The following is a 26,192-nucleotide window of genomic DNA, read 5'->3' as shown; positions in this document are numbered from 1 at the left end:
CAGCAGCTACACCAGCCCCAGGTCCACCGGCTTCACGCCCGCAAAGACCTGGTTCAGCTGGGCCGCGCTCAAGCCGAAGGTGCGCTGCAGCAAACCACCGAGTACGGCGCGGTATTCGTTGAGCACCGGCATGTCGCGGTTCTGGAACAGATTTGCCTGCGTGATCGCCACTTGCTGGCCCACCACCTGCTTGCCCTGGATACTGCCGCCCAGCACCCAGAACACGCTGCCGTGGCCATGATCGGTGCCACGGTTGCCGTTTTCGCGAAAGGTGCGGCCAAACTCGCTGACCACCACCACCACCGTCTTGTTCCAGGCCGTGCCCATTTCCTGTGCATAGGCGGCCAGGCCACGCCCCAGTTCCTCGAAGCGCCCGGCCAGGTAGCCGCTGGCCGCGCCCTGCCCCACGTGGGTATCCCAGCCACCCACGTCGACAAAGCCGAGGTTGTACTTGTCTTTCATCAGCAGCGCGATGCGCTGCGCTTCCAGTTCAAACCCCTTGGCGCTGATGGCGTTGCGGTTCGCTGCCGTCATTTCGCCGATCAGGCCCTTGGCCACGTCGTCACGCACCACGAAGCCTTCGCTGACCGGCACCTGCAAAGAGGTGCCCTTGTACATGGCGGCAATAATCTGGCTCTGGCGCGCGTCGATGCCGGACTTGCCCACCGAGCGCAGCGCCATGTTCGGCACCTGCAGGCCACCCTGGAAAATCAGCGGCAGCTGGTCGGTAAAGGCGATGGCACCCTTGGCGTTCAAGGTTTGCGCCAGCCGGTTCAGAAAGCCCGAGCGGAAATCGCGCCGGCCAGCCAGGTCCTGGCCCAGCTCGATGCTGTCCTGCGTCTCGAAATGGCTGCGCGACAAATCAGTGGTGCCGGCAAACGGAATAAAGGCCGCATCGCCGCTGTTGAACAGCGGGTAAATGCTGTCGCGCAAGGCCGGGTGCAAGGCCCAGTCGCCGTTCAGCGCCAGCGCGCCATTTTCAGCACCTGGCTTCGGAATCGCAATATTTGGCCGCGCGGCATAGTAAAAATCGCTGCCGACCGGCACCAGCAGATTGTTGGCGTCATAGCCGCCACGCAGGAACACAAACAGCAGCCTGGCGTCAGTGGCGGGCACCGCCATCAGGCTGCCGGCGGCACCGGACAAAGGAACGGCGGCCAGCGCTTTCAACAAGTCACGACGATTCATGGTGTTTCTCCAGTTAGCGGTGCATCATTTCTGGCGATGACAAAAGGAAGGTATTCCACTCCTGCGGCGTGCCTGCCTGCTGCAAGGCCAGTCGTGTGGCCGGGCTCAGGGTCGGCTCGATGCTCTGGAAGTACACGGCGCTGGACAATTGCGGAAACGCCGGTTTTTCCTGTGGCTGCGGCCCATCGGTCTTGAACAGGCCGGCGCTGCCCGAGGCAATCGTGCGGGCAATATCGAAGCGTGTCGTCATCTGCCCCGGGCTGGCCCAGGCGGTGTCGAACAGCGGATAGCCGTCCGGCGTCTGGCGGCCATACAATGGTTCGCCCATGCGCGACAGCCAGCCCAGCATCGGTCCCGCATTGAGGATCGGTTTGTCATCGTAGGAAAGGCGCACGGCCGACACCACGTAGTGCATCGGGTCCTTGAACTTGCGCCCCAGCGACTGCCTGAAAGCCTCGCTGGCAAACAGGGTCTGCAGCACGCTGGCGATATCGCCGTCAGTGTTCTGGAACGTTTGCGCCATGCCGGCCACCAGCGCCGGTGGCGGCGTGTCGCCAACAAAATACTGCGCCAGCTTGCCGCTGACAAAGCGCGCCGTGGACGGGCTGCGCGCCAGGCGGTCCAGCGCTTCGTCGAGCTCGGCCAGGCCCCGACCCTTGACCGGCTGACCAAGAAATTGCTTGTCGCCATAATCGTGGCGGTTCGGATTGAATTCGAACAGGCCACGGCGTACATACTGCGCTTGCAGCGCCGGCTTGACCTTCGGCGTCTCGGCGCCCAGGTTCACGCCGACGCCGGTCAGGATGCGCGCCAGCTCCTGCACATCCTTCTGGCTGTAGCCGCCATTCACGCCCAGGGTGTGCAGCTCCATCAACTCGCGCGCATAGTTTTCATTGATGCGGTTGGCCGCGTTCGCTTCATTGTCCAGGTAGCGCAGCATGGCCGGGTGGTGCACGGTGGCGGCCAGCAGGTCGCGGAACTTGCCCAGCGCATGCGGCGCGATGGCGTTCATTTCATAGTCGCCGACCATCGCGCGCAGGTTGTGCTTGCCCTGGTGCACGCTGAAATGGTTGAGCCAGAACCAGCTCATCTGCTGCTGCAGCTGGTTCGGCGAATACACGTCCAGCAACAGCGAACGCGTCGCCGCTTCGCGCGCCAGGCGGTTCAGTTCCTGCTGGTAGTCTTTCTGCGCCTGCTGCTTGGCCGCATCGTCGGCCACCGCATTGGACTCCTTGCGGCGCTGTTCAATGCCCATTACCAACTGATCCATCGGCGTCCGGCTGATCGTCATGGCGTCGATCTGCGCCTGTATCGCCGGCGGCAGCACGGCCTTGGCGGGATGCAGCTGCGCCTGCAAATAGCGGTCCCAGCCTTGTTGCTGCAACTGGCGCACGCTGCCCGCATTGATACCCCAGCTGATGCGCTGCTGCATGGCCAGCGCCTGTGCTGGCGTCGCGCTCTGGACCGGTTCGGTGGTGGTGCCGGCGCAACCGCCCAATACCGCGCCGGCAAGCAAAATCGTCATAAGCTTCTGTCGCATGGTCACTCCTAAAGCGGCTTGATCAGGAACGCAAGCTTACGCCCGCTTACCCTGCCGCATCATTGCCAATTGCAACGAGATGTATGATTAATGATCAGCTTAACAAGCTGTATTGCTCTCTCAGAAAGTCGCGCAGCTGCAGCACCACGGGCGTCACTTGCGCGCGGTGCATGCACACCAGGTGCAAGGGCGCGGCTTCGCCGGCCACGTCCGGCAGCAGCGCCTGCAAGCGGCCAGCCGCCAGGTCATCATGCACGTCGAGCCGCGATTTATAGGCCACGCCCAGGCCTGCCACGGCCCAGCGGCGCACCAGGTCGGCATCGTCGGCGCTGCGGTTGCCGCTCACTTGCACACTGACCTGTTCGCGCTGCGGCAGGCGGTAAAACGTCCAGCGGTCGTGCAAGCCGTCTTCAAGCGCGAAGCGCAAACAGTTATGCCGCTGCAGGTCGTCCAGCGACAGCACGGGGCCATGTTCCTGCAAGTAGGCGGGCGAAGCGACCAGCACGCGGTGATTGGCAGGCGCAATCGGCATGGCGACCAGCGATGAGTCATCCTGCTCGCCGTAGCGGATCGCCACGTCGACTTGCTGGCGCACCATGTCGGCCAGGCGGTCGCTGACGCTCAACTGGTAATGCAGCTTGGGGTGGCGCAGCTGGAAAGCGTCGAGCCAGCTCAGCAGCACATTGCGGCCGAGGTCGGACGGCATGGCAATTTTCAAGGTTCCGCCGAAACTGTCCTTGCCTGCCGCCAAGGCGTCGCGGCCGGCGCGCAGCAACCGCAGCGCTTCGCGCGCATGCTCGATATATTGCGTGCCTTCGGCCGTCAGGCTCAGCGAACGGGTGGTGCGCACGAACAGGCGCAGGCCCAGTTCCCCTTCCAGGCGCTTGACGGCGGCGCTGGCCAGGGCCGGCGAAATGCCCAGCTCGCGCGCGCAAGCCGACAGGCTGCCGCGATCGGCCGTGCGCACAAAGACCTGCAAATCATCGAGGCGCAGCAATTTTCAGCATTCCTTTGAAAGTGTTTCGGTACGCGCCGTCTTTTTCCCGGCCGCGAAAACCACCATGATACGGTATCAACTTCACCAGGAACCCATATGAAAGCCATCGCCTACCATCACAGCCTGCCCATTACCGACGATAACGCCCTGCACGATATCGAACTGCCGATGCCGGTTGCCAGCGGGCGCGACCTGCTGGTGGCCGTGCACGCCATCTCCGTCAATCCGGTCGACACCAAGATCCGCCGGAACCGCCAGCCAAAGGATGGCCAGCCGGAAGTGCTGGGCTGGGATGCCACCGGCGTGGTCAGCGCCGTTGGCCCGGACGTGACCCTGTTCAAGACCGGCGACAAGGTCTGGTACGCGGGCGCCATCAACCGCCCGGGCAGCAACAGCGAATACCAATTGGTCGACGAACGCATCGTCGGCCATATGCCGGCCAGCCTCGACTTTGCCCCGGCCGCTGCCCTGCCGCTGACCGCCATCACCGCCTGGGAATTATTGTTCGAGCGCCTGCAGATCAGCCGCGATAAAGATCTGACAGGCAAGTCGCTGCTGGTGATCGGCGCGGCCGGCGGCGTCGGTTCGATCCTGGTGCAGCTGGCGCGCCAGCTGACGGGCGTGACCGTGATCGGCACGGCCTCGCGCCAGGAAACATCGACCTGGGTGATGGAACTGGGCGCCCATCATGTAATCGATCACGGCAAGCCCCTGGCTGCCGAGATCACGCGGCTGGGCTTGCCGCCGGTCGATTATGTGATCAGCCTGAACCAGACCGACAAGCATTTCGACCAGGTCGTCGAACTGATCGCGCCACAAGGCAAGTTCGCCCTGATCGACGACCCCGAGCAGATCGACGTGCGCAAGCTCAAGAGCAAGAGCGTGTCGCTGCACTGGGAACTGATGTTTACCCGTTCGCTGTTCCAGACCGACGACATGGTCAAGCAGCACGAACTGCTGGAGGAACTGGCGCAACTGGTCGACGCCGGCACCATCAGGACCACGGTGGCAGAACGCTTCGGCAAGATCGATGCGGCCAACCTGAAGCGCGCGCATGCTGTGCTGGAAAGCAATACAGCGCGCGGCAAGATCGTGCTCGAAGGGTTTTAAGCCAGGCGGGCCGGCCGTCTACTCGGCCGGCTGTTTCGCGTACACGCCCCTGGCCAGGCCATTGTCGGCGTCGCTCACTTGCAGGCCGCCGTCGACCACGCGCAAGGTCAGCTTCTGGAACGGCTGTTTCAGCAGCCACTGGCGGTCGGTAACGGCAAACGCGGCGATGCGTTCGCGCGCGCGCTCGGCTGGCACCGGCAGCCATTGGTAGTCGGCGCTGGAACCTTCCAGGCGCAGCCCGGCCCGTACCCATTGCTCCGAGGCCGGCATCTTGACGATGGCGTCGCCATTCTGCACGCTGACGGCGGTGGCCGTCTTGCCGCTTTTTGCTTCGAACTTGACTTCCACGCCGACCATGGGGCCCAGCTGCGGGAAGCCGACGATGGCGACCCACAGCCCTGCGGCGGCCGGTTTCTGGATCCGCATTTCCTCTTCTTCAAACACGCGAAACTGCGGCGCCTTGCCAAGGCTGGCCGCTTGCAGGGTCACCTCGTCGCCCGACACGCGCCAGTCGCCGCTCGCCTGCTGGTCGACATTGCCGTAGGCCAGCATCCATTCGAACTTGCCGTCCTTTTTCAGCAGCAATTCAGAGCCGACTTCCGTCACGCCCTGCAGATAATAATGGCCCGGCAGCGAGGGCGCCAGCTGGTCGGCGGCGCTGGCAGAAACAGACAAGCTCAGCATGCCGGCGCAAGCCAGCAGGGAAAACAGCGATTTTTTCATGGGATGTCCTTTTTGATATGCCATCATAGCAACTTGATTTAGTTGCAAGCACACAATAGAACCCGGCCACGTTCAATCCCCTGCAGCCGTAATCAGGATGGCGCGGAAATCATTCACATTGGTCAACGTGGGGCCCGTGATCACGCTGTCGCCCAGCGCCTGGAAAAAGCCGTGGCCATCGTTGTTGTCGAGGCTGTCGCGCGGACGCAGTCCCTGCGCCCACGCGCGCTTGAGCGTGTCGGGCGCCAGGTACGCGCCGGCGATCTCTTCCTGGCCGTCGACGCCATCGGTGTCGCCAGCCAGCGCGTGTACATTCGCCTCGCCATCGAGCGCAATGCCCAGCGACAGCAAAAATTCCACATTGCGTCCGCCACGGCCCTTGCCGCGCACGGTGACCGTGGTTTCGCCACCCGACAGCAACACGCACGGCGTGGCGAACGGCTGGCCGCGCCGCGCTGCCTGCTGGGCGATGCCGGCCATCACCTTGCCGACGTCCCTCGCCTCGCCTTCCAGGCTATCGCCGAGGATATATGGCGTCACGCCGGCCGCGCGCGCCACCGCAGCGGCTGCCTCCAACGCCATTTGCGGCGTGGCAATCAGTTCAATGCTGGCACCGGCCAGGCGGGCATCGCCGGGCTTGGCCGACTCGCCACGTCCGCTTTCCAGCGCCTCGCGGATGCTGGCCGGCAGCACGATGCCATAGCGGCGCACGATATCGAGCGCGTCGGCGCAGGTGGTGGCGTCGGCCACCGTCGGGCCCGAAGCGATATCACCGGGCTTGTCGCCCGGCACGTCGGAAATGGCCAGGGTCAGCACTTGCGCCGGATGGCAGGCGGCGGCCAGCCTGCCGCCCTTGATGGCCGACAAGTGGCGCCGTACGCAATTCATCTCGCCGATGGTGGCGCCGGACGCCAGCAGGGCGCGGTTCAGGTCCTGTTTTTCCGCCAGGCTGATGCCTTCCAGTGGCAGGGCCAGCAGTGCCGAGCCGCCGCCGGAAATCAGGCACAGCACGGTATCGTCGGGCGTCAGATTGCCGACCAGCGCCAGCATGCGCTGCGCCGCCTGCATCCCGGCCGCGTCCGGCACCGGATGCGAGGCTTCGGCAATCTCGATGCGCTGGCACGGCACGCCGTAGCCGTAGCGCGTGACGACCAGGCCCGACAATTCTCCGGGCCAGTGTTGCTCGACGGCTTGCGCCATGGCGGCCGAGGCCTTGCCGGCGCCGATCACGATCAAGCGGCCTTTCGGCGCGGCCGGCAAGTTAGGCGGCACGCAGTGCGAGGGCTGGGCTGCGGCGACGGCGGCGTCGAACATGGCGCGCAGCAAGTCGCGGGCGGATGGTTGGGGCATGGCGCTGTCTCCTCGATATTTTTATGGGTGGCTGACAGGAACATCGTACAATCGGCAAGGCCAGCGGTCATCGTGCGGATGCATGAAGGTTTCTGGTATTTTTTTGCCTTTTTCCATGCAAACGCACCAATGAAAGACCAAACCGTGGCCACCATCAGCACCGCCCTGGCGCAGCAGATCGTCGAGCGTACCACGCAGATCATTCCCTTCAAGGTCAATCTGATCGATGCGCACGGCATCATCGTCGCCAGCGCCGATGCCGGCCGCGTCGGCAGCATGCATCCGGGCGCGCAACTGGCGCTGGCCAGGGGCGTCAGCGTGGAGATTGATGCGCAAGCGGCGCGTTTGCTGCCCGGCGCCAGGCCCGGCATCAACCTGCCCCTGACGGTGCGCGGCGAGATCTGCGGCGTGGTGGGCCTGACGGGCGAACCGGACGCGGTGCGCCAGTTCGGCGAACTGGTGCGCGCAATGGCGGAAATGATGCTCGAGCAAGCCCGGCTGGTGAACGAACTGCAGCATGAAAAGCGCTATCGCGAGCAATTTGTTGCGCAGCTGATTGCGCGCGCCGGCGTGTCCGACGCCGCCATGCAGGCGTGGGCGGCGCGGCTGGCGCTCGATTTGCAGGTGCCGCGCGCCATGCTGGTGCTGCAGGTGGAGCACGGCGGCGAACAGCTGGAACAGGTGCTGACCGAGCTGCAGCAGGCGCAGGCGGCGCTGGCCATGCGCTGGCCGGCCCTGCTGACGGCCGTGGTGTCGCCGGGCGAGCTGGCCATGCTCGATGCATTTCCCGTCACCGGCAGCCAGCAGGCGCGCACGCTGCAGGCCCGGCAGCGCCTGCAGGAGCTGCACCAGGTGGCGCGCCAGGCCTTGAGCAACAGCGCCACCCTGGCGATGGGCGTGGCCCTGCCGGGCCTGCAGGGCGCCAGCGCCTCCTGGGAATCGGCGCGCCAGACGTTGCGCGTGGGCCGCGCACGCGACAGCACGCAAGTCTTGCATTCCTACCTGGAGCTGAGCTTGCCGGTGCTGCTGTCGGGCCTGCAGGACGGCTGGCAGGCCGGGCAGTTGCGCCAGACCCTGGCGCCATTGCTGGCGCGCGACCGCTCTGGCGTGCTGCTGCGCACCCTGGCGGCCTGGTTCCGCCACCACAGCCAACCGGGCGCGACTGCCAAAGCCCTCCATATCCACCGCAATACGCTCGACTACCGCCTGCAGAAAATTGCCGCACTGACGGGCATGAAGCTCGATGAAACGGACGACCGTTTGCTGCTGTATATAGCTTTGCAACTTACAATGGCGGCTGATCTCAACAAGGAATAACCATGCAGGCAAGCATCGAGTGGGCCAGCCTGGCCCGCACCTTCGGGCTATTTACCGTCACTGCCGTGGCCGAACTGCTGGGCTGCTACCTGCCGATGCTATGGCTGAGCAACAAAGGCAGCGCCTGGCTGCTGCTGCCGGCCGGCATCAGCCTGCTGGTCTTCGTGTGGCTGCTGACCCTGCATCCGGCTGCCAGCGGCAGGGTCTACGCCACGTATGGCGCCATCTATATCGCCACCGCGCTGGCCTGGCTGTGGCTGGTGGACGGCGTCACGCCGGCCTGGACCGATATTGCCGGCGTGGGCCTGGCACTGGCCGGCGCCGCCGTCATTGCCATGGGACACCGGACGGCTTAAGCGGTTGCGTGCTCACGGAAATTGGTTTCCGACGACCATGCCGTGCCGGCGCGCGCCAGCAATACCGCTTCGCCATCGGCCAGCCAGTCGTCGGCGTCGGCGATCTTCCACATGGTTTGCAGCAGCTTGCGGCGCAGGTCCGGGTCGGTAATTTCTTCGAGCAGGCTGTCGATTACCGCATTGCTCAGTTGCACCGAGCCATGCAGGGTCGAGGTCAGCATGTCATCGCACAGGTCTTGCAGCAGGCGCTGGAAGTCACTTGGCTCCAGGTCGATATGGTCGAGGATCTTGCTGCGGTCCAGCGCCTGCAGTTCGGAGCTGGCCAGGTTGCCGTCGACGATCATCATCAGGGCCAGGATACGGCCCGCTGCCTGGGGACTGTTTTTGGAGTAACTACGCATCTCAATTCCATTCATGGTTGTTTGATCAAAGCGCCCGCCGTGGCGGGCGCTGTACTGCTTCACTTGACAACGGTTACTTGTCTTCTTTCTTGGCGATAAACACGCTGGCCAGGCAACTTGCGGCGATCAGCACGGCCACCACCAGCAGGGACGCTTCGACCGGCACGTGGTACCACGGCATGATCAGCATTTTCGCGCCGATAAACACCAGCACCATCGCCAGGCCAAACTTGAGCAGATGGAAGCGGTCAGCCACGTCCACCAGCAGGAAGTACAGGGCCCGCAACCCCATGATCGCAAACAGGTTCGAGGTGAACACGATGAACGGGTCGGTCGTGATGGCGAAAATCGCCGGGATCGAATCGACCGCGAAAATCAGGTCCGTCACCTCGATCAGGATCAGCACCAGGAACAGCGGCGTGACATAACGCAAGCCACCCTTCACCACCATGAACTTCTCGCCATGGTCGCCATCGGCTACCCGCAAGTGACGGCGGGCAAGACGCAGCACCGGATTGTTCGCCACGTCGGGTTCGGCATCGGCCGCTACCAGCATGCGCACACCGGTAATCAACAGGAAGGCGCCAAACAGATACAGCACCCAGCTGAACTCGCTGACCACCCAGGCGCCCGCCAGTATCATCACGGCCCGCATCACTATCGCGCCCAGCACGCCGTAGATCAACACCCGGCGCTGGTACTGGATCGGCACCTGGAAAGCGGTGAAGATCAGCAGGAACACGAACACGTTATCGACCGACAGGGCTTTTTCGATCAGGTAGCCGGAGAAGAACTCCAGCGCCTTCTGGTTGGCGATCTCGGGACCGGCCGTGCCATTCAGGTACCACCACAAGCCGCCGTTGAAGATCATCGCCAGGCTGACCCATACCACCGACCAGATTGCCGCTTCCTTGACACTGACCTTGTGCGCCTTGTTGCCGCCGAAGACAAACAGGTCCAGCGCCAGCATCATCAGCACGAAGGCGATAAAACCGGCCCACATGGGCGCGGACGCAATGCTTTCCAAACCGTTCATCGGCAACCTCCCGTATGTTGATTGTTACTGAGCCACATGATGTTTCTCCTCAGATAAATAGGTGAGCAGTCATCATAGGGCGAATCAGAACATCGAACAAATCGAATATAATTGAACAATACATCGAAAAACTCGATGTATTGAAAAGAAGGCCAAAAACCATGTCTACACTCAACTTCAAACACTTGCGGTATTTCTGGATGGTTGCCAAGACGGGCAGCATTGCGCGCGCGGCCGAGCAGCTGCACCTGACGCCGCAATCGATCTCGGGCCAGTTGAGCGAATTTGCCGACACCCTGGGCGTGGAACTGTTTCGCCGCGCCGGCCGCACCCTGGAGCTGACCGACACCGGCCGGCGCATCCTTTCCCACGCCGAGGAAATTTTCAGCACCGGCGATGAATTGCTGGAAATCGTGCGCGACCAGTCGCGTACCACGACCACCACCTTTCGCGTCGGCTGCGCCGATTCGGTGTCGAAACTGATCGCCTGCCGCCTGGTGGAACCGGCGCTGGGCCTGGCCGAACCGCTGCGCATGATTTGCCGCGAAGGCCGCCTGGCCAGCCTGCTGGCGGACCTGGCCGTGCACCGGCTGGACCTGATCATCGCCGACCGCCCCATGCCGGCCCACCTGAGCGTGCGCGGCTTCAACCACCTGCTGGGCGAAAGCGGCATGACATTATTGGGCACCAAGGCCCTGGCCGCCACCCTCTCCGGCGCCTTTCCGCAGTGCCTGCACCGCGCGCCGCTGTTGCTGCCGGGCGAGGATTTCGCCATCTATGCGCGCCTGCTGCAGTGGCTCGGCGAAAACAATCTGCACCCGCGCATCGTCGGCGAATTCGACGACAGCGCCATGATGAACGCGTTTGGCCAGTCCGGCGCCGGCCTGTTCTTCGCCCCTACCGTGATCGCGCACCAGGTCTGCGAGCAATATAATGTGGTGGCGCTGGGCCGCGTCGACAGCCTGGTCGAGCAGGTGTATGCGATCACCACCGAGCGCCGCCTGAGCCATCCGGCCACGGTGGCCATCAGCCAGAGCGCGCGGCGCGACCTGTTCGTCTAGGACTGTTTCGCATACGCCACGCAATACGCTGACGAAATACATTTGGATAAATATATCGGTACAATAGCAAGTCTCCCGACGCCACGCGCCACCCCTCCCCGGATTTGCCACCATGAAGCACTCGCACGATATACCTTCTGCCTTCAAGCATGAATTTGCCAACCCGCGCCTGTGGTGGTCGCGCGCCGTGGTGGTCGGCATGGCGGCGATTGCCGGCCTGGTGGTGGTCGGTTTCACCTGGCTGGCGGAAGCAGCGCTGGATCTGTTTCATGTCTTTAACGCCAAGGCCTGGTGGTTCACCCTGTTGTGGACGCCGCTGTGCGCCGCCGTGCTGGTGTGGCTGACGCGGCGCTACGCCATCGGCGCGGCCGGTTCCGGCATTCCGCAAGTGATGGCGGCACTCGATCCATCGGTGGGCGCCGAACAGCGTTCGCTGTATGTATCCTTGAGACTGTCGGCCGCCAAGATCGCGCTGACGGCGGGCGGCTTGCTGGGCGGCTTGTCGCTGGGCCGCGAAGGGCCGTCGGTGCAGATCGCCGCCGGCGTGATGCTGGCCGCGCGGCGCTGGCTGCCGCGCCACTCGGCGGTATCGCCCCATTCCCTGCTGGTGGCCGGCGGCGCGGCCGGCATCGCGGCCGCCTTCAATACACCGCTGGCCGGCGTGATGTTTGCCATCGAAGAATTGTCGCGTTCGCCGGAGCAGCGCAACAGCGGCCTGATCGTTGCCGGCATCGTGCTGGCCGGCATGATGGCCGTGTCCATCCACGGCAATGCCACCCACTTTGGCGTGATCCACCCGGGGCCGATCGGCATGGCGCTGGCCCTGCCAGGCTTGCTGGTGACCTTGGTGGCGGGCGTGGCCGGCGGCCTGTTTGCACGCCTGCTGCTGGCCTCCGCACGCGGCAATCCATTGGGGAAATTATCCGCCTGGCGCCATGGCCGGCCGGTGCTGTTCGCCGCCGCCTGCGCTTTGCTGGTGGCGCTGATCGGCGTGGCCAGCCATGGCGCCACCTTCGGCAGCGGCACCGTGGCCACGCGCGCCATGCTCGACGGCGCGGCCGACGTGCCGGCCGCCTTTGTCGCCTTCAAGTATGTGGCGACCTGGCTGACGGTCTGGTCGGGCGTGCCGGCCGGCATCTTCGCGCCCTCGCTGGCGATCGGCGCCGGCATCGGCCACGATATCGCGCTGCTGCTGCACTACCCGCATGCGCCGGCCCTGATTGCGCTGGGCATGGTGGGCTTCCTGGCGGCCGCCACGCAGGCGCCGCTGACGGCCTTTATTATTGTGATGGAAATGGTCGACGGCCACGGCATGGTGCTGAGCCTGATGGCTTGCGCGGTGGTGGCCAGCACCGTCTCGCGCGTGCTGAGCGCGCCGCTGTACGGGGCGCTGGCGCAGCTGCAGCTGCAGCGCCTGCCCGCTACATCGTAAACGCCAGCGGCTGCAGGCCAGCCTGGCGGTCGTCGGGCGCCACCACTGCCAGCAAGGCCGCCAGACCGCTGTTCAACTGCGCCAGGCTGGCCGCGTCAAGCCGGCCCAGCGCACTGGGCAGCAAACCGCGCGCCGGCTGTGGCGCGCCGGCGATCACGGCCTGGCCGCTGTCGGTCAGGTGCAAGGTCACCACCCGTTGATCAGGCTGGTCGCGCGCCTTGCGCAGATGCGATTTTTTCACCAGCGCGTCGACCAGGTTGCTGGCCGTGGTCTGGTGGATCGACAATTTGAGCGCCAGTTCGCCGATGCGCAGGCCCGGCTGGTCCAGCACTTCCTGCATCACCCACAATTGCGCACCCGACACGCCACACTGCTTTTCGATCTGTATCGAATGGCGCTGCGCCGCGCGCATCACCACGCGCAGGTTTTGCAGCGCCAGGCTGCGCGCCTGCTTTTCATTGATTTCCATGACTGCCGCCCCTTTATGCCGTCGGCGCCGGCAGGACCGGCTCGCGCGACAACTGGCTCGCGTGCAGGCGCGCATAAGCGCCGCCACTGGCCAGCAGGGCCGCATGGCTGCCGGACTCGACCAACTGGCCGCCCTGCATCACGACGATGCGGTCGGCGCTTTCAATCGTCGACAAACGGTGTGCGATAACGATGGTGGTGCGGTTGCGCATCAGCACTTCCAGCGCCGCTTGCACCTGGCGCTCCGATTCGGTGTCCAGCGCGCTGGTCGCTTCGTCCAGCAGCAGAATCGGCGCGTCCTTGTACAGCGCGCGCGCTATCGCCAGGCGCTGGCGCTGGCCGCCGGAAAAGCGCGAACCGTTCTGGCCGGCAGGTGTCGCATAGCCTTGCGGCATCTGCATGATGAAGTCGTGCGCATAGGCGGCGCGCGCGGCCGCTTCGACGCGCGCCTGGTCGGGCGCCGGGTCGCCATAGGCGATATTGGCCGCTACCGTGTCGTTGAACAGAATCACGTCCTGGCTGACCAGCGCAAACTGGCGCCGCAGGGCCAGCAACTGATAGTCGCGCAGGTCGACACCGTCGAGCAGGATCTGGCCGCCGCTGACGTCATAGAAGCGTGGCAGCAGGCCCAGCAAGGTGGTCTTGCCGCCGCCCGAGCCGCCCACCAGCGCCACCGTTTCACCAGCCTTGATATCGAGCGTGATATTGCTCAGTGCGGTCGGCGCATCGGGGTCATCGGTGTTGTAGCGGAAATGTACGTTCTGCAGCGACAGATTGCCTTGCGCCGCCACCGGCGCCGCCTGGCCCGGATCAGGTTCCAGCGGCGTGTCGATCAGGCCAAACACCGATTCGGCGGCAGCCAGGCCGCGTTGCAGCGGTTCATTGATCTTGGTCAGGTTCTTGATCGGCGACTGCATCGCCATCAAGGCGCCCATGAAGGCGACAAAAGCGCCCGGCGTGATGGCACCGCTTTGCGCGCGCAACAGGGCAAAATAGATTACCGACGACAAGGTGATGCCGACCAGCATCATGATAATGCCGGAGTTCATGGCCGACGTGGCTGCATGCTTGACGGCCAGCTGGCGGTTGCGCTTGACCACGTCGACAAAGCGCGCCTGCTCGTAATCCTGGCCGCCAAAGATTTTTACCACGCGCTGGCCGCCGATGCTCTCGTCCAGTACCGACGTCAGCTCGCCCACCGCCTGCTGCGAACTCTTGCTCAGGTGGCGCATGCGGCGTCCGGCCAGGGTCACGATAATGGCGATAATGGGCATGGTGGCCATGCAGAACAGCGCCAGCTTGACGTCTATGCTGAACAGCAGCACCAGGTAGCCGACAGTGGCCACCGAATCGCGCACCGCCACGTTGAGCACGTTCAGGCCCGCCTGCGACACCTGGCTGGCGTCGAACGCCACCCGCGACTGCGTCAGGCTGGTGGTGGTGGTGTCAAAAAAGCGGCTGGGCAGGCGCATGATGGTGGCAAACATCTGTTCGCGCAGGTCGGCCTGCACCCGGCTCGACAGCCAGACCGAACCATAGTCGCCGGCAAAGCTCGACACCATGCGCATGACCGACAGCGCGAGGATGGTGGCCGGGATCACCCACAGTTCGACCTGCCCCGCCTGCGCCGGCAGGAAACGGTCGACCCAGCCCTGCAGCAGGCCCATGATGCCGGTGGTGGCGGGCGCCAGATGCTCGCTGGCCGTGGCGCGCATGGCGTCGACCACGTTTTGCAGCTGGCGTATCAGCAGCACGTCGGTGGCCGAGGCAACGCCCACGGCCAGCATGGTGACCATGACGCTGGCGCCATAACGCCAGAACTGGCTGGCCAGGCGGAAAAACAAGTGGCTGCTTTGCTGCATGTGATGGGGAAATAAAAGAGAAAGCGTGATTCTAACGCGTGCGGGAGCATTCCCACGAGAATGTAGAGGCGAGCGGGCAGGCAAGAACCCGGGCCAGCGGCGGCCCGGATCCGGATGGAGCGAAATGTCTTGTTACAGGCCGCCGAATCCGGCGGCAGTAGCCACTACCAGCGCGGTCAGCGCCAGCACGGTGAGGATTTTCTTGGTTGGGGTGTGCATGCTGTACTCCTTGGGGGTGAATGATTACAAAAGAGGTAAATCAAACGCGGCGCTCGGGCGCCGTCTGTGGTATTCATTCATTCTACATTTAGCCTTGCAAATTGCACGCTTAGTTACGTTTCGTTGTATTCACGCACAAATCAATTTCCGTGAAGCATAATTGCGCCATGTTCAAACTGACTTTTCTCGGCACCTCGTCCGGCGTGCCGACCCGCTACCGCAACGTTACCTCGCTGGCCGTGCAAACCACCCTCGGGCGCGAATGGTGGATGGTCGATTGCGGCGAAGCCACCCAGCACCGCCTGCAGCGGCTTCCCTTGTCGGTACACGACCTGGCCGGCATCTGCATCACGCACGTGCATGGCGACCACAGCTATGGCTTGCCGGGCCTGCTGGCCAGCGCTTCGATGACCGGGCGCAAGCGGCCCCTGATCATCATCGCGCCGCCCGCCATCCGCGCCTGGCTGGACGCCACCTTGCTGCATACGGAACTGTTCCTTACCTATCCTTTGACCCATGTCGACGTGAATGACGCGCAAGTCGTGCATCAGGAAGCCGGCTTGACGATTACCCGGCACGCGCTGTCGCACCGCGCGGCCAGCGTGGGCTTTCGCTTTGCGCTGGAAACGAGCAAGTCAAAACTGGACAAGGCGGCGCTGCTGGCCCACGGCGTGCCGTCCGGCCCCGTCTGGGGCCAGCTGCAAGCAGGCCAGGACGTGCTGCTGGACGGTGGCCGGCAGCTGCGCAGCAGCGATTTTCGCATCACGAAAACAGACCGGGCCGCCATCGTGGTGGGCGGCGACAACGACACCCCGGCGCTGCTGGCGCAAGCCTGCCAGGGCGCGCAACTGCTGGTGCATGAAGCCACCTACACGGAGGCGATGCTGATCAAGGCGGGGCCGGGGCCGACCCACAGCTCGGTGCAGCGGGTGGCGCAGTTCGCCGCCAGCTGCGCCATGCCGAACCTGATCCTGACGCACTTCAGCGCGCGCTACCACCACAGCGACGGCATGGCCGAACTGGAAGCGGAGGCGCGCCTGCACTATGCGGGTACCTTGTTCCTGGCCAACGATTTCGACAGCTATGCACTCGACGCCGCTGGCGTACTGAGCAAGGTCGATGCGCGCAAGCCTGACTAATCAGTAAGGATCGCTGCCGTACAAGCCGGCATATTCCGCCGCCAGCGCCTTGGCCTCTTCCAGCTGCGCCGGCGTCAGGATTTCCAGCAACTGGTCGCGGTTCTTGATCGATTGTTCGTCGCCCGCTGCGGCCGGCATCGCAATCCAGGCATACGCTTCCACGTAATCGAGCTCCACGCCCTGCCCTTGCGCATACAGCAAGCCATATTCGTTCTGCGCCGACAGCGAACCGGACTCGGCCGCCGTCCGGTACCAGTAGGCTGCCTGCTCGAAATCCTGCGCAATGTCGACGCCGCGCCGGTAAGCCTGCGCCAGGTTGAATTGCGACTGGCCATCGCCGGCCTTGGCCGCCTGGCGTCCATACACCAGCGCCTGCTGCGCGTCCTGCTCGACGCCATCGCCACTGGCATACATCAGCGCCAGGTTGGCCAGCGACGGCGGATAACCGGCCTCGCCCGCTTCGGCAAACAAGGCCACCGCTTTCGGCAGGTCTTGCGCCACGCCCTGGCCCTGGTAATACAGGCTGGCCAGGAAATGCTTGCCGGCTGCATCGCCGGTGCTGGCCGAGGCATGAAACTGCTTGTAGGCCTCGGCGTAATTGTCGTCGTTATAGGCGTCGATACCGGCTTCGTTGAGGGCTTCGGCGGATAAGGTCATGCAGGCTCCTGTTCTGTCGGGTTCAATGGATGGCAACCATTCTAAGACGCGGGCGCAAGGCTTGAGTGTTCAGTTGAAGACGGGTAGAGTGGCGCGCATAACAATCAATCAATCCCATGACGACACCAACACCATTTCCCACCCTGGTCTTTCAAGCGGCCCTGGCGCAAGACGCGGCCACCTTTATCACCCTGCGCGGCCGGACCCGGCAAAACGCTGTCACGGCCGAGCGTCTGGCCGAGTTCGGCATTACGGCAGAGTCCTGGGCTGAACTGATGCGATCCGGCAAGCTGCCGGGCCATACCTGCCACGCGAATGGCATGCTGGCCGGCTATTGCTTTGGTGATCTGGACACCGGCGAAATCATCGTGCTGGCCTTGCTGCCAGAAGTTGAAGGCCGAGGCGCCGGCAAGACCTTGCTGGCGCTGGTAATGCAAGATTTGCGTGCACACGGCCATGGCCGATTGTTCCTCGGCTGCTCCAGCGACCCCGCCTCGCGCTCCTACGGCTTTTACCGCCACTTGGGCTGGACCGCGACCGGCGAGACGGACGCGCATGGCGATGAGGTACTGGAGTTTTTCTTCAGCAAACAATAGTCAGCCCGGCCGTAATCAATCGATCACTGCGCGTCCCACACCCGCATCACCTGGCTGATGGCCGCATCGAAAACGGCATGGCCTACGCCATCGCGCGCCAGGATGGAAACGCCCGACAAAAAACTGTCGAAGACGGCGCCTAGCGCGCTGGCGTCGGTATCGGCTGGCAACTGCCCTTGCGCCACGCCACGCTCGACGCAGCGCACGAAGCCGGCGCGGGTACGCTCGCGCGACGCCGTCAGCGGCGCGGCGACGGACGCATGTTCCGCCGTCGGCGCGCTCATGCAGCCCAGCGCCACCATGCAGCCGGGCGGGTGCGCCGCGTCGGACTGCATTCGCGCCGACTGGCGCAGCGCCAGTTCGACCGCCTCGCGCGGCGCCAGGCCATCGTCCCACAGGCACTGCGTCACCTGCGCATACGTATCGAGATAGCATTGCGCCGCTTCGCGGAACAGCGCTTCCTTTGAACCGAACGCGGCATAGAAACTGGGCGCCGAAATGCCGCCACCGATCGCCGCCTTGAGCTGGCTCAAGGACGTCGATTCATATCCCTGCCGCCAGAATAAAAACATGGCTTGCTCGACCGCTGCCTGGCGGTCGAACGTGCGCGGCCTTCCCATTTGTGCCATCTAATGCTCCTCTTTTCAACCATATAGATACTACTCGATACAGAAGTCATTGACAACGCCAGCCCCATTCCTCTATATTTATACCGATCGATATATATGTATCGCCATCGGCGTGCTTGCACCGCTGCGCCCAACCTTATCAAGGATCGACATGAATGCCCCTGCCATCACTACCGCCACCAGCCCTGCGCTGGACGACCGCCTTCCCGTCTCCGCCCTGCTGGCGCTGGCCATGACTGGCTTTATCTGCATCGTCACCGAAACCTTGCCGGCCGGCTTGCTGCCGCAGATCGGCGCCGGCCTCGGCATCAGCCAGGCGATGGCCGGGCAGATGGTCACCGTCTATGCCCTGGGTTCGCTGCTGGCGGCAATTCCGCTGACGATCGCCACGCGTGGCTGGCGGCGCCGCAACGTGTTGCTGCTGACCATCGCTGGTTTTCTGGTGTTCAATTCGGTCACGGCGCTGTCGTCCCATTACGGGCTGATCCTGGTGGCGCGCTTCATGGCAGGCGTTGCGGCGGGACTGGCGTGGAGCTTGCTGGCCGGCTATGCGCGGCGCATGGTGGCGCCGCATCAGCAGGGCCGCGCGATGGCGCTGGCGATGGTCGGCACGCCGGTCGCGCTGTCGCTGGGCGTGCCGCTGGGCACCCTGCTCGGTTCAACGGTCGGTTGGCGCATGGCGTTCTGGATCATTTCGGCACTGGCATTGGCGCTGATCGCCTGGGTGCTGGCGAAAGTGCCCGACTATCCGGGCCAGTCGGCGCATGAACGCATGCCGCTGCGCCAGGTCTTCACCACCCCCGGCGTGCGCCCGGTGTTGGCGGTGGTCATCACATGGATGCTGGCGCACAATATTCTCTACACCTATATCGCCCCGTTCGTTGCCCCGGCCGGCCTGGCTGGCAGGATCGACCTGGTGCTGCTGGTGTTTGGCGCGGCGGCGATTGCCGGCATTTGGGTCACCGGCAAGCTGGTCGAGCGCCACCTGCGCGCCAGTGTGCTGGCCAGCCTGGCCGCGTTTGCTGCCACGACTGTCCTGCTGGGCCTGGCATCACAGTTCCCCGCCGTGATCTACCTCGGCATGGCCGCCTGGGGCCTGAGCTTCGGCGGCGCGGCCACCCTGCTGCAAACGGCGCTGGCCGACAGCGCCGGCAGCGGCGCCGACGTGGCGCTGTCGATGAATGTGGTGGCGTGGAATGGCGCGATTGCGGCGGCAGGGGTGGCCGGCGGCGCCTTGCTGGAAACCTGGGGCGCGGGCGCCTTCCCGTGGGCCATGATCGTTTTGCTGGCAATCGCCATCGCGATCGCCTGGTCAGCGCGCACGCACGGTTTTACGCCGGGCCGCCGCAATGGCAGCGGCCCGGTGGCGGGGCATTGAATGGTGTGATCTCAGGCAGTATCTTTTGCCTTGCCTGCGGGCTCTGGCGCACTCAGCCCCCACTCGTTCCAGCCCTCGCCGAACAGCTCGACCGGATGCTGGGTGCGCTCGGAGCCATTGCCGCAGGCCATGGCGTCCGGAGAACAATATTTATCGCAGCCCCAGCAGATGCGTTCGGGGTTCTTGGGATTGACGGGAAAGGGCTTGGCCATGATAGTGTACCGGGCTGTAGGCAACAGCAAACACTGTAGGCCCGGCACGATCGGGGGTCAAACGGCGAGTCTTGCCGATCTTGAGTCAGGTCAAGGATATCAAACTATGCTTGCGTGATCCTGTTGCAGCCACTTGGCCGCCGTTGCCACGATGGCGTCGTTGAGCCTGCTGGTCAGCGGCGTCTGGATATTCCAGCGGTGCCAGTACAAGGCCACGTCCACTTGCGTGCCCGGCGCGAGATCGATCAGTTTTTCCTCTGCCAGTTCCTCGCGCACCTGGATCACGGGCGCCATGCCGTAGCCGAAGCCGGCCTGGATAAAGGCCACGAATCCTTCCGCGCTGGGAAAGTAGCTGTGCGGCACTTTTTGGCTCAGGCCCATCTGCGCCAGATAACGCGCATGCAGGGTATCGCTGCGGTTGTAGATCACGGCCGGCGCCACCGCGACCGACTGTGCGCTCAAACCCTCGGGAAACCAGCGCTGCGCAAACGCCGGCGTGGCCACGCAGCGATACGACATGATGCCCAGCGCTACCACCGAGGTGCCGGCCACGGCGTCCGGCGAGCTGGCGATACAGCCCACCACCCTGCCCTCGCGCAACTGGCGCAGGGTCTGATCCTGGTCATCGAGCAGCACATCGACCCGGCACGCGGGTTCTTCAAGTACCAACGCCAGCGCTTCGAGCAGCCAGGTGGCGGCGCTGTCGGCATTGGCCGCAATCGCCAGTCGCGGCAGCGCCGCCGGTTCAGGCGCTTCGGCGACCAGTCCTGCTTCCAGCAGCAGCACCTGCCGGTAATGGGCGATCAGGCGGTGGCCGCGCGCGGTCGCTTGCGGCGGCTGGCTGCGGATCACCAGCAGCTCGCCGGTCGCCTCTTCCAATGCGCGCAAGCGGTGCGACACGGCCGACTGCGTAATCGACAACGCGGCAGCGGCACGCTCGAAGCTGCCTTGTTCCAGCACCGCATCGAGGGCCGCCAAGCCCCGGTAATCGAGCACGCTCATACCTATACCCACATGAATTTTTAGAATGAATCACGAATAACATTCATTATACTAATACACCGCCATCTTCTATGCTGGGTACCTTTTGCAGGGGAAGAGCAATGTTGAGCAGCAGTTTTTTCAAGGGCATGGCCATGGGCGGCGGACTGATTGTCGCCATCGGCGCGCAAAATGCGTTTTTATTGCGGCAAGGGATACAGCGCCAGCACGTGCTGCTGTGCGCGGCCGCCTGTATCGCTGGCGACATCTTGCTGATCAGCCTGGGCGCCGGCAGCGTGGGGAAACTGGTGGCCTCCACGCCATGGCTGCTGGGCGCGATCCGCATCGGCGGCGCGCTGTTCCTGCTTGAATACGGGCGCCGTGCGGCCTGGTCCGCCTGGCGCCCACAAGGCCAGGCGCTGCAGGCGGCCAGCAGCGCCGTCCGCGAAGCAGGCCCTGCCCTGCGCGCCGCCATTGCGCTCAGTCTGCTGAACCCGCATGCCTGGCTCGATACCGTGGTGCTGCTGGGCGCCATCGGCGCGCAACAGCCCGAACACGGCCGCGCCTGGTTTTCGGCCGGTGCCATGACCGCCTCGGTGCTGTGGTTCAGCGGCCTGGCCGCAGGCGCGCGCCTGCTGGCGCCGGTATTTGCCAATCCACGCGCCTGGCGCGTGCTTGATGGCCTGATCGCGGTAACCATGTGGGCGATTGCCGCCTCGCTATTCATTCACTAAGGACAACAGATGAACACGGAATTGCACAGCATCACCCTGGAACAGGCAGCCGGTGAATATGCCGTCAGCCGCCTCGACGCGGCCGCGCCCATCCCCGCCTGGGCCGATGGCGAGGGCTTTGTCAGCATCAGCCGGTCCAAGCATGAATTGTCGATCGTCTGCGCAGCGGCGCGCGTGCCGCCGGAAACGGTATCGGAAAGAGAATGGCGTTGCTGGCGCTTCGTCGGGCCATTTGCCTTTGGCGCCACCGGCATCGTGCTGTCGGTGGTGCGGCCGCTGTCGCTGGGCGGCTTGGGCGTGTTCGTCGTTTCCACCTACGATGGCGACCATCTGCTGCTCAAGACGCAGGACCTGCCGGCCGCAATGCACTTGCTGAAGCAGGCCGGCCACGTCTTGATTAGCTGATCAACCGTTCTTGCGGAATTCGACATGCTGGGAAATCACCGCCTGGGTGACAAAATCGGCGTCCAACGGAATTTGCGCGCGGACGAGGTCCTTGCGGATCTCGCTATAGCGCTCGCCCTTGAACTGGCGGTCGACCGACGTAAAGGGCAGCAGATTTTCCGCCAGGTCGCCATCATTCAAATCAGGCTGGCGCGCCTTGAACTGCTCGAACACCTCGAATTGATCGCTGCAAATGACCTGGATCGCCGTTTCCGGAAACTGGTAGCGCTCGCTCCACATCACGTGCCAGCCGGACTCGATGCCGTTGATGAAATCGGCCAGGCGCGGACTCAATATATAGGCGTCCGATTCGATATGAATGATCTTGTCGGCGCCCAGCTCCCTGGCCAGGGTGAGCGAATGCAGAAAACTGCGCCACCAGCCAGGATAAGCCGACACGCTTTGCCGCCCCAGGTTATTGTCAAAGCGAACGATCACCTTGCCGTCATTGAACAGCGACAGCGGCGCCGTATTGGTCACCGTTTTGATGATGCTTGGCGGCGGCAGATACGGCGAGCCATCGTCGATCATGATCTTCTTGGCCGCCGCTATCGGGCCATCCTGGTAATAATCGAGCCAGCGCTGGTAGCGCTCCTGCCACGCCTGCTCATTCTTGATATGACTGGTGCAAAATAAAATCGATTTCATGGGCTGGGATATCAGGATGTTTTAGTCAGGCAAGCTGGCGAGTTTATTATATGAGGCAACGGGCAGCCGCCAGGGCCAGTGCGCCACTTGATGGCGGCGATCGTGGTTAAATGGCCCTTCGTCAACACGAAGATCCCCCTCCATGATCCGATTTCACCTGATGTTCGCCCTGCCCTGCTTGTTCGTCATCGCGCGTTTCTTGTGGCCGCTGCCATGGCCGCTGCGTGCCAGGCTGGCCGCTGCCGTTGTCCTGCTGCTCGCCTCGCAATATCATTTGTACAGCCGCCTGTCGTCCGGCAGCGTCTTCTCGCCCGAATTTCCCAAAGCAATAGTCATCGCCTTCAACTGGGCCTTCAACGCCATTCTGCTGCTGGCCCTGCTGCAACTGGCGCTCGACCTGGTGCTGCTCGTCACCAGCTTGGTGCGCTGGCGCCACCTGGCGATTCCGCCCAGGCTGCGCTACGGCCTGGCGGCTGCCGCCATGGCGCTGGCCGCCATCGGCGTGCACCAGGCCATCCGCGTGCCGCCGCTGAAGGATATCGAGATCCACATTGCAAAGCTGCCGCCACAATTTGATGGCTACCGGATCGTGCAACTGACCGACATGCATATCAGCCGCCTGTTCGACGCCTCCTGGACGCGGGCGGTGGTGGCGGACGCGAACGGCCCGGACGCCGACCTGATCGTCGTCACCGGCGACATGATCGACGGCGCCATCCGTGACCGCGCGGCGGACGTGGCGCCGCTGCGCGGCCTGCATGCCAGGGATGGCGTCTATGTGATTCCCGGCAATCACGAATATTTCTTCGGCCACGATGCCTGGATGCAGTATTTCACCGACTTGGGCATGACCGCCCTCGACAACAGCCACGCCATTATCGAACGCGGCGGCGCGCAACTGGTGCTGGCCGGCGTGACCGATGTGACGGCGCCCAACACGGGCCTGCCCGCGCCCGACGTGGCGCAGGCGCTCAGGGGCGCGCCAAAGGAAGCGGCGGTCGTTCTGCTGAACCATCAACCGAGGAACGCACGCCACGCGGCCGCGCTGGGCGCCGATTTGCAATTGTCCGGCCACACCCACGGCGGCCTGATCGCCGGCCTGGACCGATTGTTCGCGCTGGCCAATGGCGGTTTCGTGTCCGGCCTGTATGACGTGGACGGCATGCAGCTCTACGTCAACAACGGCACGGCGTTGTGGCCCGGGCTGGCCTTGCGCCTGGGACGGCCGTCCGAGCTGACGCGCATTACGCTGCGCAAATCCAACTAGCGCGGCCGTTCCAGCAGCTTGATTGCCATCTCTTCGATATCGTCGCGCATCGCCAGCGGCGCCAGCCAGGCTGGCGGGATCGCTTCCACGCCGTAATACGCGCCGGCGATCTGGCCGGTGATCGCGGCGGTGGTATCGGCATCGTCCCCCAGGTTGGCGGCGCGCAGCACGGCCTCCTCGAAACTGCCGGTATTGAAAAAGCACCACAGCGATGCCTCCAGCGAGTCGACGCAGTAGCCGGTACCGCGGATCTGTGATTCTGCCTTGGCGAGAAAGCTGCCGGTGGCCAGCTCTTTCAGCTTTGGCTCGGTCGGCTGGAAAGCGATGCTGGCCAGCAGGTCTTCCTTCCTGGTTCCCGCCAGCGCGCTGCACAGCAGGGCGGCGAACAGCTGGCAGCTTTCCACCGCTTCCGGTGCACCGTGGGTGGTGCGTGAACTGTCGGCGGCCAGTTTTATTGCCGCGTCGATATCGGGATAGGCGAACAGCACCACCGGCGCCAGGCGCATCAGCGAGCCATTGCCGGCGGTGTTCGGGGAGGTCTCGCCACTGTACGGGTTGCCCGTATCGGCAAATTTGTCGAGCGCGGTGCGCACCGTCATGCCGATGTCGAAGCAGGTGCCGGTCGAGCTCAGATAACCCCATTGCCACCAGTTCAGGTAGCGCGCCATCTGGTCGGCCGGATTGAATGCGTTTTTGGTGATCAGGCTTTCGGCCAGGCACAGGGCCATCGACGTGTCGTCGGTCCATTCGCCGGGCTTCAACTGGAACGGGCCGCCGCCGGCCATGCCGGTGACGGGCTTGAAACTGCCGCGCGGGGAAAATTCGACGGTGGTGCCGACGGCGTCGCCGGCAGCCAGGCCCAGGAGGGTGGCGAGGTAACGGGAGTTCAGGGAGATTTCAGGCATGACTGAATTTTCTACATCGGGATCAAGCGCCGATTATAAAAGGCCAGCGCAATCGACAGAGCACGCCAGCGCGCCTCGATATGATCAATAGCGTTATAGTCAGATTCATACCATTAAAAGCACATCAGAAAGAGCCGCCAATTGCGCAAATTATTCCCTGCCCTGTTACTGGCTGCCGGTACCGCACTGGCTGCCATGCCGGCCACCGCCGCGCCGATTACCTCCGGCGTCTACGACGGCCTGCTCATTGGCGTCGACAAGCAAGGCATCCTGACCGCCTACTTTGAAAGCACGACCGGCGCCGGACAATTCAGCTGCATCTTTTTCATGCGCGGCAAAGTGGGCGATCCGGCCACTCGGGTCGATACCTGGTTTCCGGCAGACCGCGACATCAACAATGTCATTTCCGGCACCATGCAACTGCTTGCCGAAAACGGCAAGCCAACCGTGCGCGCCCAATTGAAAGAAGATCCGCCCGGCTGCTGGAACGTGCAGCACTTTGCCCCCGAACCGGTATCGTTCAGGCAGAGCGAACCAGGAAGCTGGCAGGCCATCCGCATCGTCTCCGCCGAAAAAGCGTATTTTCACGACGATCCTTCCGATGCGCATCCGCGCAAGGCCTATGCCATCGAGGGCAATGCGCTGCGCGTATTCGAGACGCAAGCGGGGTGGGTGAAAGCTGAATATGTCAGCCCGGAGCGCAAACGCACCAGGGGCTGGATAAGGGAACGCGATTTGTATGCGAGCGAAAAACCGGGTGGAAAATAAACAGCGCGCGGCGGCATTGGAAAATTACTGATCAGCCGTTTTTTTGCGCGATGACCGCAACAGGCTGGCGCGCCAGTTCGATAAACGCCCGCACATAACCGATGGTGGTGTCCGCCTCGCGCGCGCCCAGGAAGTGGCGAGAGGTAAATTGCATGCCTTGAGCGCGGGGGCGGAGCTTGTGCGCAGGGAGATCCTGGGCGGCATCCAAGGCTGAACGCGACGCTTTGGGGCGACGGTGACCGGCACGAAAAGCTCCCGGAGCAACGATGCGATGCCGGAACGCCTGCCCAAGGGCGTGAATGGGCCAGGAGTGGTCGTTCCAAGCCTCGTTGCACGGGCAACGAGGCTTCAGGATACTAAGTAAATACGCATAAATTCTTGTAAATTCTGACTTCCATAACCGGCGCTCTGCGGTGTTGCCCGCTGCTAGCAGTGCTCGCACTGCTAGCAGCGGGCGCCTTGCAGCGCATCCGGTTCTGTTCGTCATAATTTCACAATAATTTCTTGGCACTTGCTTAGTACAAGTCGAGGCCTTCCTCGAGGATGGACTTCTGCACGGCTGCACGGCTCTTGACGCGCTCATACCAGGCCTGGAGGTGATGAAGATGGTCAAAATGAATAGGCGTATCCTCGTACGACTTCAGCCAGGGCGCCTTGCCCCAGCCGGTCACCGCAAACAGTAAAGTGGATCCATCAGTCAAGACACTTTCCCGACTAATTTAAGCTGTGCCCGTTTCCACTGCTCCAGCTGCTCGGCGCTGACCCGTATTGCTC

The 26,192-nt window shown here is 63.8% G+C and carries 28 protein-coding genes and 1 pseudogene; 12 read left to right on the top strand and 17 right to left on the bottom strand.

Features of this window, described 5'->3' with window-relative positions; genetic code table 11:
* Positions 1 to 6 precede the first annotated feature (6 nt).
* From AC0Z42_RS28710 to AC0Z42_RS28700, 3 genes are all read right to left on the bottom strand, one after another.
* On the bottom strand, positions 7 to 1,188 hold the full coding sequence (locus AC0Z42_RS28710; protein WP_485471475.1) for a DUF1501 domain-containing protein: 1,182 nt from the start codon (positions 1,186 to 1,188) through the stop codon (positions 7 to 9).
* Between the two features lie 13 nt (positions 1,189 to 1,201).
* Complete coding sequence (locus AC0Z42_RS28705) at positions 1,202 to 2,728, bottom strand: DUF1800 domain-containing protein (protein ID WP_485471474.1); 1,527 nt, start codon at positions 2,726 to 2,728, stop codon at positions 1,202 to 1,204.
* 94 nt (positions 2,729 to 2,822) lie between these two features.
* A complete protein-coding gene (locus tag AC0Z42_RS28700) occupies positions 2,823 to 3,725 on the bottom strand; it encodes a LysR family transcriptional regulator (RefSeq protein WP_485471473.1) in 903 nt (300 codons plus the stop codon).
* 96 nt (positions 3,726 to 3,821) lie between these two features.
* Here AC0Z42_RS28700 and AC0Z42_RS28695 point away from each other — a divergent pair, with 96 nt between their 5' ends.
* A complete protein-coding gene (locus AC0Z42_RS28695) occupies positions 3,822 to 4,835 on the top strand; it encodes a zinc-binding alcohol dehydrogenase family protein (protein WP_485471472.1) in 1,014 nt (337 codons plus the stop codon).
* 18 nt (positions 4,836 to 4,853) lie between these two features.
* Here AC0Z42_RS28695 and AC0Z42_RS28690 read toward each other — a convergent pair whose 3' ends face one another.
* Together AC0Z42_RS28690 and AC0Z42_RS28685 are read right to left on the bottom strand one after the other, a co-directional pair.
* Positions 4,854 to 5,558, bottom strand: a complete 705-nt coding sequence (locus AC0Z42_RS28690; protein ID WP_485471471.1) for a hypothetical protein — start codon at positions 5,556 to 5,558, stop codon at positions 4,854 to 4,856.
* A gap of 72 nt (positions 5,559 to 5,630) precedes the next feature.
* The gene (locus AC0Z42_RS28685; RefSeq protein ID WP_485471470.1) at positions 5,631 to 6,908 is read right to left on the bottom strand and encodes a glycerate kinase type-2 family protein; all 1,278 of its coding nucleotides are present in this window, start codon (positions 6,906 to 6,908) and stop codon (positions 5,631 to 5,633) included.
* A gap of 129 nt (positions 6,909 to 7,037) precedes the next feature.
* On the opposite strand from AC0Z42_RS28685, the gene AC0Z42_RS28680 reads away from it, so the two are divergent.
* Entirely contained in the window at positions 7,038 to 8,225 is a 1,188-nt protein-coding gene (locus tag AC0Z42_RS28680) for a sugar diacid recognition domain-containing protein (RefSeq protein WP_485471469.1), read from the top strand.
* A gap of 2 nt (positions 8,226 to 8,227) precedes the next feature.
* On the top strand, positions 8,228 to 8,581 hold the full coding sequence (locus AC0Z42_RS28675; RefSeq protein WP_485471468.1) for a YnfA family protein: 354 nt from the start codon (positions 8,228 to 8,230) through the stop codon (positions 8,579 to 8,581).
* On the opposite strand, the gene AC0Z42_RS28670 is transcribed toward AC0Z42_RS28675, so the two are convergent.
* The gene (locus tag AC0Z42_RS28670) at positions 8,578 to 8,982 is read right to left on the bottom strand and encodes a tellurite resistance TerB family protein (RefSeq protein WP_485471467.1); all 405 of its coding nucleotides are present in this window, start codon (positions 8,980 to 8,982) and stop codon (positions 8,578 to 8,580) included. The genes AC0Z42_RS28675 and AC0Z42_RS28670 overlap by 4 nt on opposite strands.
* Positions 8,983 to 9,055: 73 nt before the next feature.
* The gene (locus tag AC0Z42_RS28665; RefSeq protein WP_485471466.1) at positions 9,056 to 10,018 is read right to left on the bottom strand and encodes a TerC family protein; all 963 of its coding nucleotides are present in this window, start codon (positions 10,016 to 10,018) and stop codon (positions 9,056 to 9,058) included.
* A gap of 161 nt (positions 10,019 to 10,179) precedes the next feature.
* Here AC0Z42_RS28665 and nhaR point away from each other — a divergent pair, with 161 nt between their 5' ends.
* Together nhaR and AC0Z42_RS28655 are read left to right on the top strand one after the other, a co-directional pair.
* The gene (nhaR, locus tag AC0Z42_RS28660; protein WP_485471465.1) at positions 10,180 to 11,079 is read left to right on the top strand and encodes a transcriptional activator NhaR; all 900 of its coding nucleotides are present in this window, start codon (positions 10,180 to 10,182) and stop codon (positions 11,077 to 11,079) included.
* 112 nt (positions 11,080 to 11,191) lie between these two features.
* Complete coding sequence (locus AC0Z42_RS28655; protein ID WP_485471464.1) at positions 11,192 to 12,511, top strand: chloride channel protein; 1,320 nt, start codon at positions 11,192 to 11,194, stop codon at positions 12,509 to 12,511.
* Here the strand turns inward: AC0Z42_RS28655 and AC0Z42_RS28650 are convergent.
* Both AC0Z42_RS28650 and msbA read right to left on the bottom strand, forming a co-directional pair.
* Positions 12,501 to 12,980, bottom strand: coding sequence for a MarR family winged helix-turn-helix transcriptional regulator (locus AC0Z42_RS28650; protein WP_485471463.1), 480 nt, complete (start codon positions 12,978 to 12,980; stop codon positions 12,501 to 12,503). The two genes, AC0Z42_RS28655 and AC0Z42_RS28650, sit on opposite strands and share 11 nt — an antisense overlap.
* Positions 12,981 to 12,993: 13 nt before the next feature.
* Positions 12,994 to 14,841, bottom strand: coding sequence for a lipid A export permease/ATP-binding protein MsbA (gene msbA / locus AC0Z42_RS28645; protein WP_485471462.1), 1,848 nt, complete (start codon positions 14,839 to 14,841; stop codon positions 12,994 to 12,996).
* Between the two features lie 386 nt (positions 14,842 to 15,227).
* Here msbA and AC0Z42_RS28640 point away from each other — a divergent pair, with 386 nt between their 5' ends.
* Complete coding sequence (locus AC0Z42_RS28640) at positions 15,228 to 16,199, top strand: ribonuclease Z (protein ID WP_485471461.1); 972 nt, start codon at positions 15,228 to 15,230, stop codon at positions 16,197 to 16,199.
* Here the strand turns inward: AC0Z42_RS28640 and AC0Z42_RS28635 are convergent, their stop codons facing one another.
* Positions 16,200 to 16,856 (bottom strand): tetratricopeptide repeat protein, encoded by a 657-nt coding sequence (locus tag AC0Z42_RS28635; RefSeq protein ID WP_485471460.1) that lies wholly within the window; start codon positions 16,854 to 16,856, stop codon positions 16,200 to 16,202. It lies immediately after the preceding gene.
* A gap of 116 nt (positions 16,857 to 16,972) precedes the next feature.
* Between AC0Z42_RS28635 and AC0Z42_RS28630 the strand changes: the two genes are divergently transcribed.
* Positions 16,973 to 17,452 (top strand): GNAT family N-acetyltransferase, encoded by a 480-nt coding sequence (locus AC0Z42_RS28630; RefSeq protein ID WP_485471459.1) that lies wholly within the window; start codon positions 16,973 to 16,975, stop codon positions 17,450 to 17,452.
* Positions 17,453 to 17,475: 23 nt separating this feature from the next.
* Here AC0Z42_RS28630 and AC0Z42_RS28625 read toward each other — a convergent pair whose 3' ends face one another.
* Positions 17,476 to 18,081 carry a TetR/AcrR family transcriptional regulator gene (locus AC0Z42_RS28625; protein ID WP_485471458.1) on the bottom strand — a complete coding sequence of 202 codons (606 nt, stop codon included), beginning with the start codon at positions 18,079 to 18,081 and terminating at the stop codon, positions 17,476 to 17,478.
* 151 nt (positions 18,082 to 18,232) lie between these two features.
* Here AC0Z42_RS28625 and AC0Z42_RS28620 point away from each other — a divergent pair, with 151 nt between their 5' ends.
* Complete coding sequence (locus AC0Z42_RS28620; RefSeq protein ID WP_485471457.1) at positions 18,233 to 19,459, top strand: MFS transporter; 1,227 nt, start codon at positions 18,233 to 18,235, stop codon at positions 19,457 to 19,459.
* Between the two features lie 11 nt (positions 19,460 to 19,470).
* On the opposite strand, the gene AC0Z42_RS28615 is transcribed toward AC0Z42_RS28620, so the two are convergent.
* The gene (locus AC0Z42_RS28615; protein WP_485471456.1) at positions 19,471 to 19,671 is read right to left on the bottom strand and encodes a DUF3079 domain-containing protein; all 201 of its coding nucleotides are present in this window, start codon (positions 19,669 to 19,671) and stop codon (positions 19,471 to 19,473) included.
* A gap of 99 nt (positions 19,672 to 19,770) precedes the next feature.
* Complete coding sequence (locus AC0Z42_RS28610) at positions 19,771 to 20,673, bottom strand: ArgP/LysG family DNA-binding transcriptional regulator (RefSeq protein WP_485471455.1); 903 nt, start codon at positions 20,671 to 20,673, stop codon at positions 19,771 to 19,773.
* A 101-nt stretch (positions 20,674 to 20,774) separates the two neighbouring features.
* On the opposite strand from AC0Z42_RS28610, the gene AC0Z42_RS28605 reads away from it, so the two are divergent.
* Both AC0Z42_RS28605 and AC0Z42_RS28600 read left to right on the top strand, forming a co-directional pair.
* Positions 20,775 to 21,386, top strand: coding sequence for a LysE/ArgO family amino acid transporter (locus AC0Z42_RS28605; RefSeq protein WP_485471454.1), 612 nt, complete (start codon positions 20,775 to 20,777; stop codon positions 21,384 to 21,386).
* A 9-nt stretch (positions 21,387 to 21,395) separates the two neighbouring features.
* The gene (locus AC0Z42_RS28600) at positions 21,396 to 21,791 is read left to right on the top strand and encodes an ACT domain-containing protein (RefSeq protein ID WP_485471453.1); all 396 of its coding nucleotides are present in this window, start codon (positions 21,396 to 21,398) and stop codon (positions 21,789 to 21,791) included.
* On the opposite strand, the gene AC0Z42_RS28595 is transcribed toward AC0Z42_RS28600, so the two are convergent.
* On the bottom strand, positions 21,792 to 22,478 hold the full coding sequence (locus AC0Z42_RS28595) for a hypothetical protein (protein WP_485471452.1): 687 nt from the start codon (positions 22,476 to 22,478) through the stop codon (positions 21,792 to 21,794).
* 142 nt (positions 22,479 to 22,620) lie between these two features.
* Between AC0Z42_RS28595 and AC0Z42_RS28590 the strand changes: the two genes are divergently transcribed.
* Positions 22,621 to 23,745 carry a metallophosphoesterase gene (locus tag AC0Z42_RS28590; protein WP_485471451.1) on the top strand — a complete coding sequence of 375 codons (1,125 nt, stop codon included), beginning with the start codon at positions 22,621 to 22,623 and terminating at the stop codon, positions 23,743 to 23,745.
* On the opposite strand, the gene AC0Z42_RS28585 is transcribed toward AC0Z42_RS28590, so the two are convergent.
* Positions 23,742 to 24,650 (bottom strand): ADP-ribosylglycohydrolase family protein, encoded by a 909-nt coding sequence (locus tag AC0Z42_RS28585; RefSeq protein ID WP_485471450.1) that lies wholly within the window; start codon positions 24,648 to 24,650, stop codon positions 23,742 to 23,744. The two genes, AC0Z42_RS28590 and AC0Z42_RS28585, sit on opposite strands and share 4 nt — an antisense overlap.
* 141 nt (positions 24,651 to 24,791) lie before the next feature.
* Between AC0Z42_RS28585 and AC0Z42_RS28580 the strand changes: the two genes are divergently transcribed.
* Positions 24,792 to 25,418, top strand: coding sequence for a hypothetical protein (locus AC0Z42_RS28580; protein ID WP_485471449.1), 627 nt, complete (start codon positions 24,792 to 24,794; stop codon positions 25,416 to 25,418).
* A 31-nt stretch (positions 25,419 to 25,449) separates the two neighbouring features.
* Here the strand turns inward: AC0Z42_RS28580 and AC0Z42_RS28575 are convergent.
* Both AC0Z42_RS28575 and AC0Z42_RS28570 read right to left on the bottom strand, forming a co-directional pair.
* A pseudogene (locus tag AC0Z42_RS28575) lies at positions 25,450 to 25,551 on the bottom strand (LysR family transcriptional regulator); the annotation flags it as partial.
* A 382-nt stretch (positions 25,552 to 25,933) separates the two neighbouring features.
* Complete coding sequence (locus AC0Z42_RS28570; RefSeq protein WP_485471448.1) at positions 25,934 to 26,119, bottom strand: hypothetical protein; 186 nt, start codon at positions 26,117 to 26,119, stop codon at positions 25,934 to 25,936.
* Positions 26,120 to 26,192: the final 73 nt, after the last annotated feature.

This window comes from Janthinobacterium sp. 1L-D-8-B-C4 (assembly GCF_057291295.1).
This window is presented reverse-complemented; position numbering and strand designations above follow the sequence as displayed.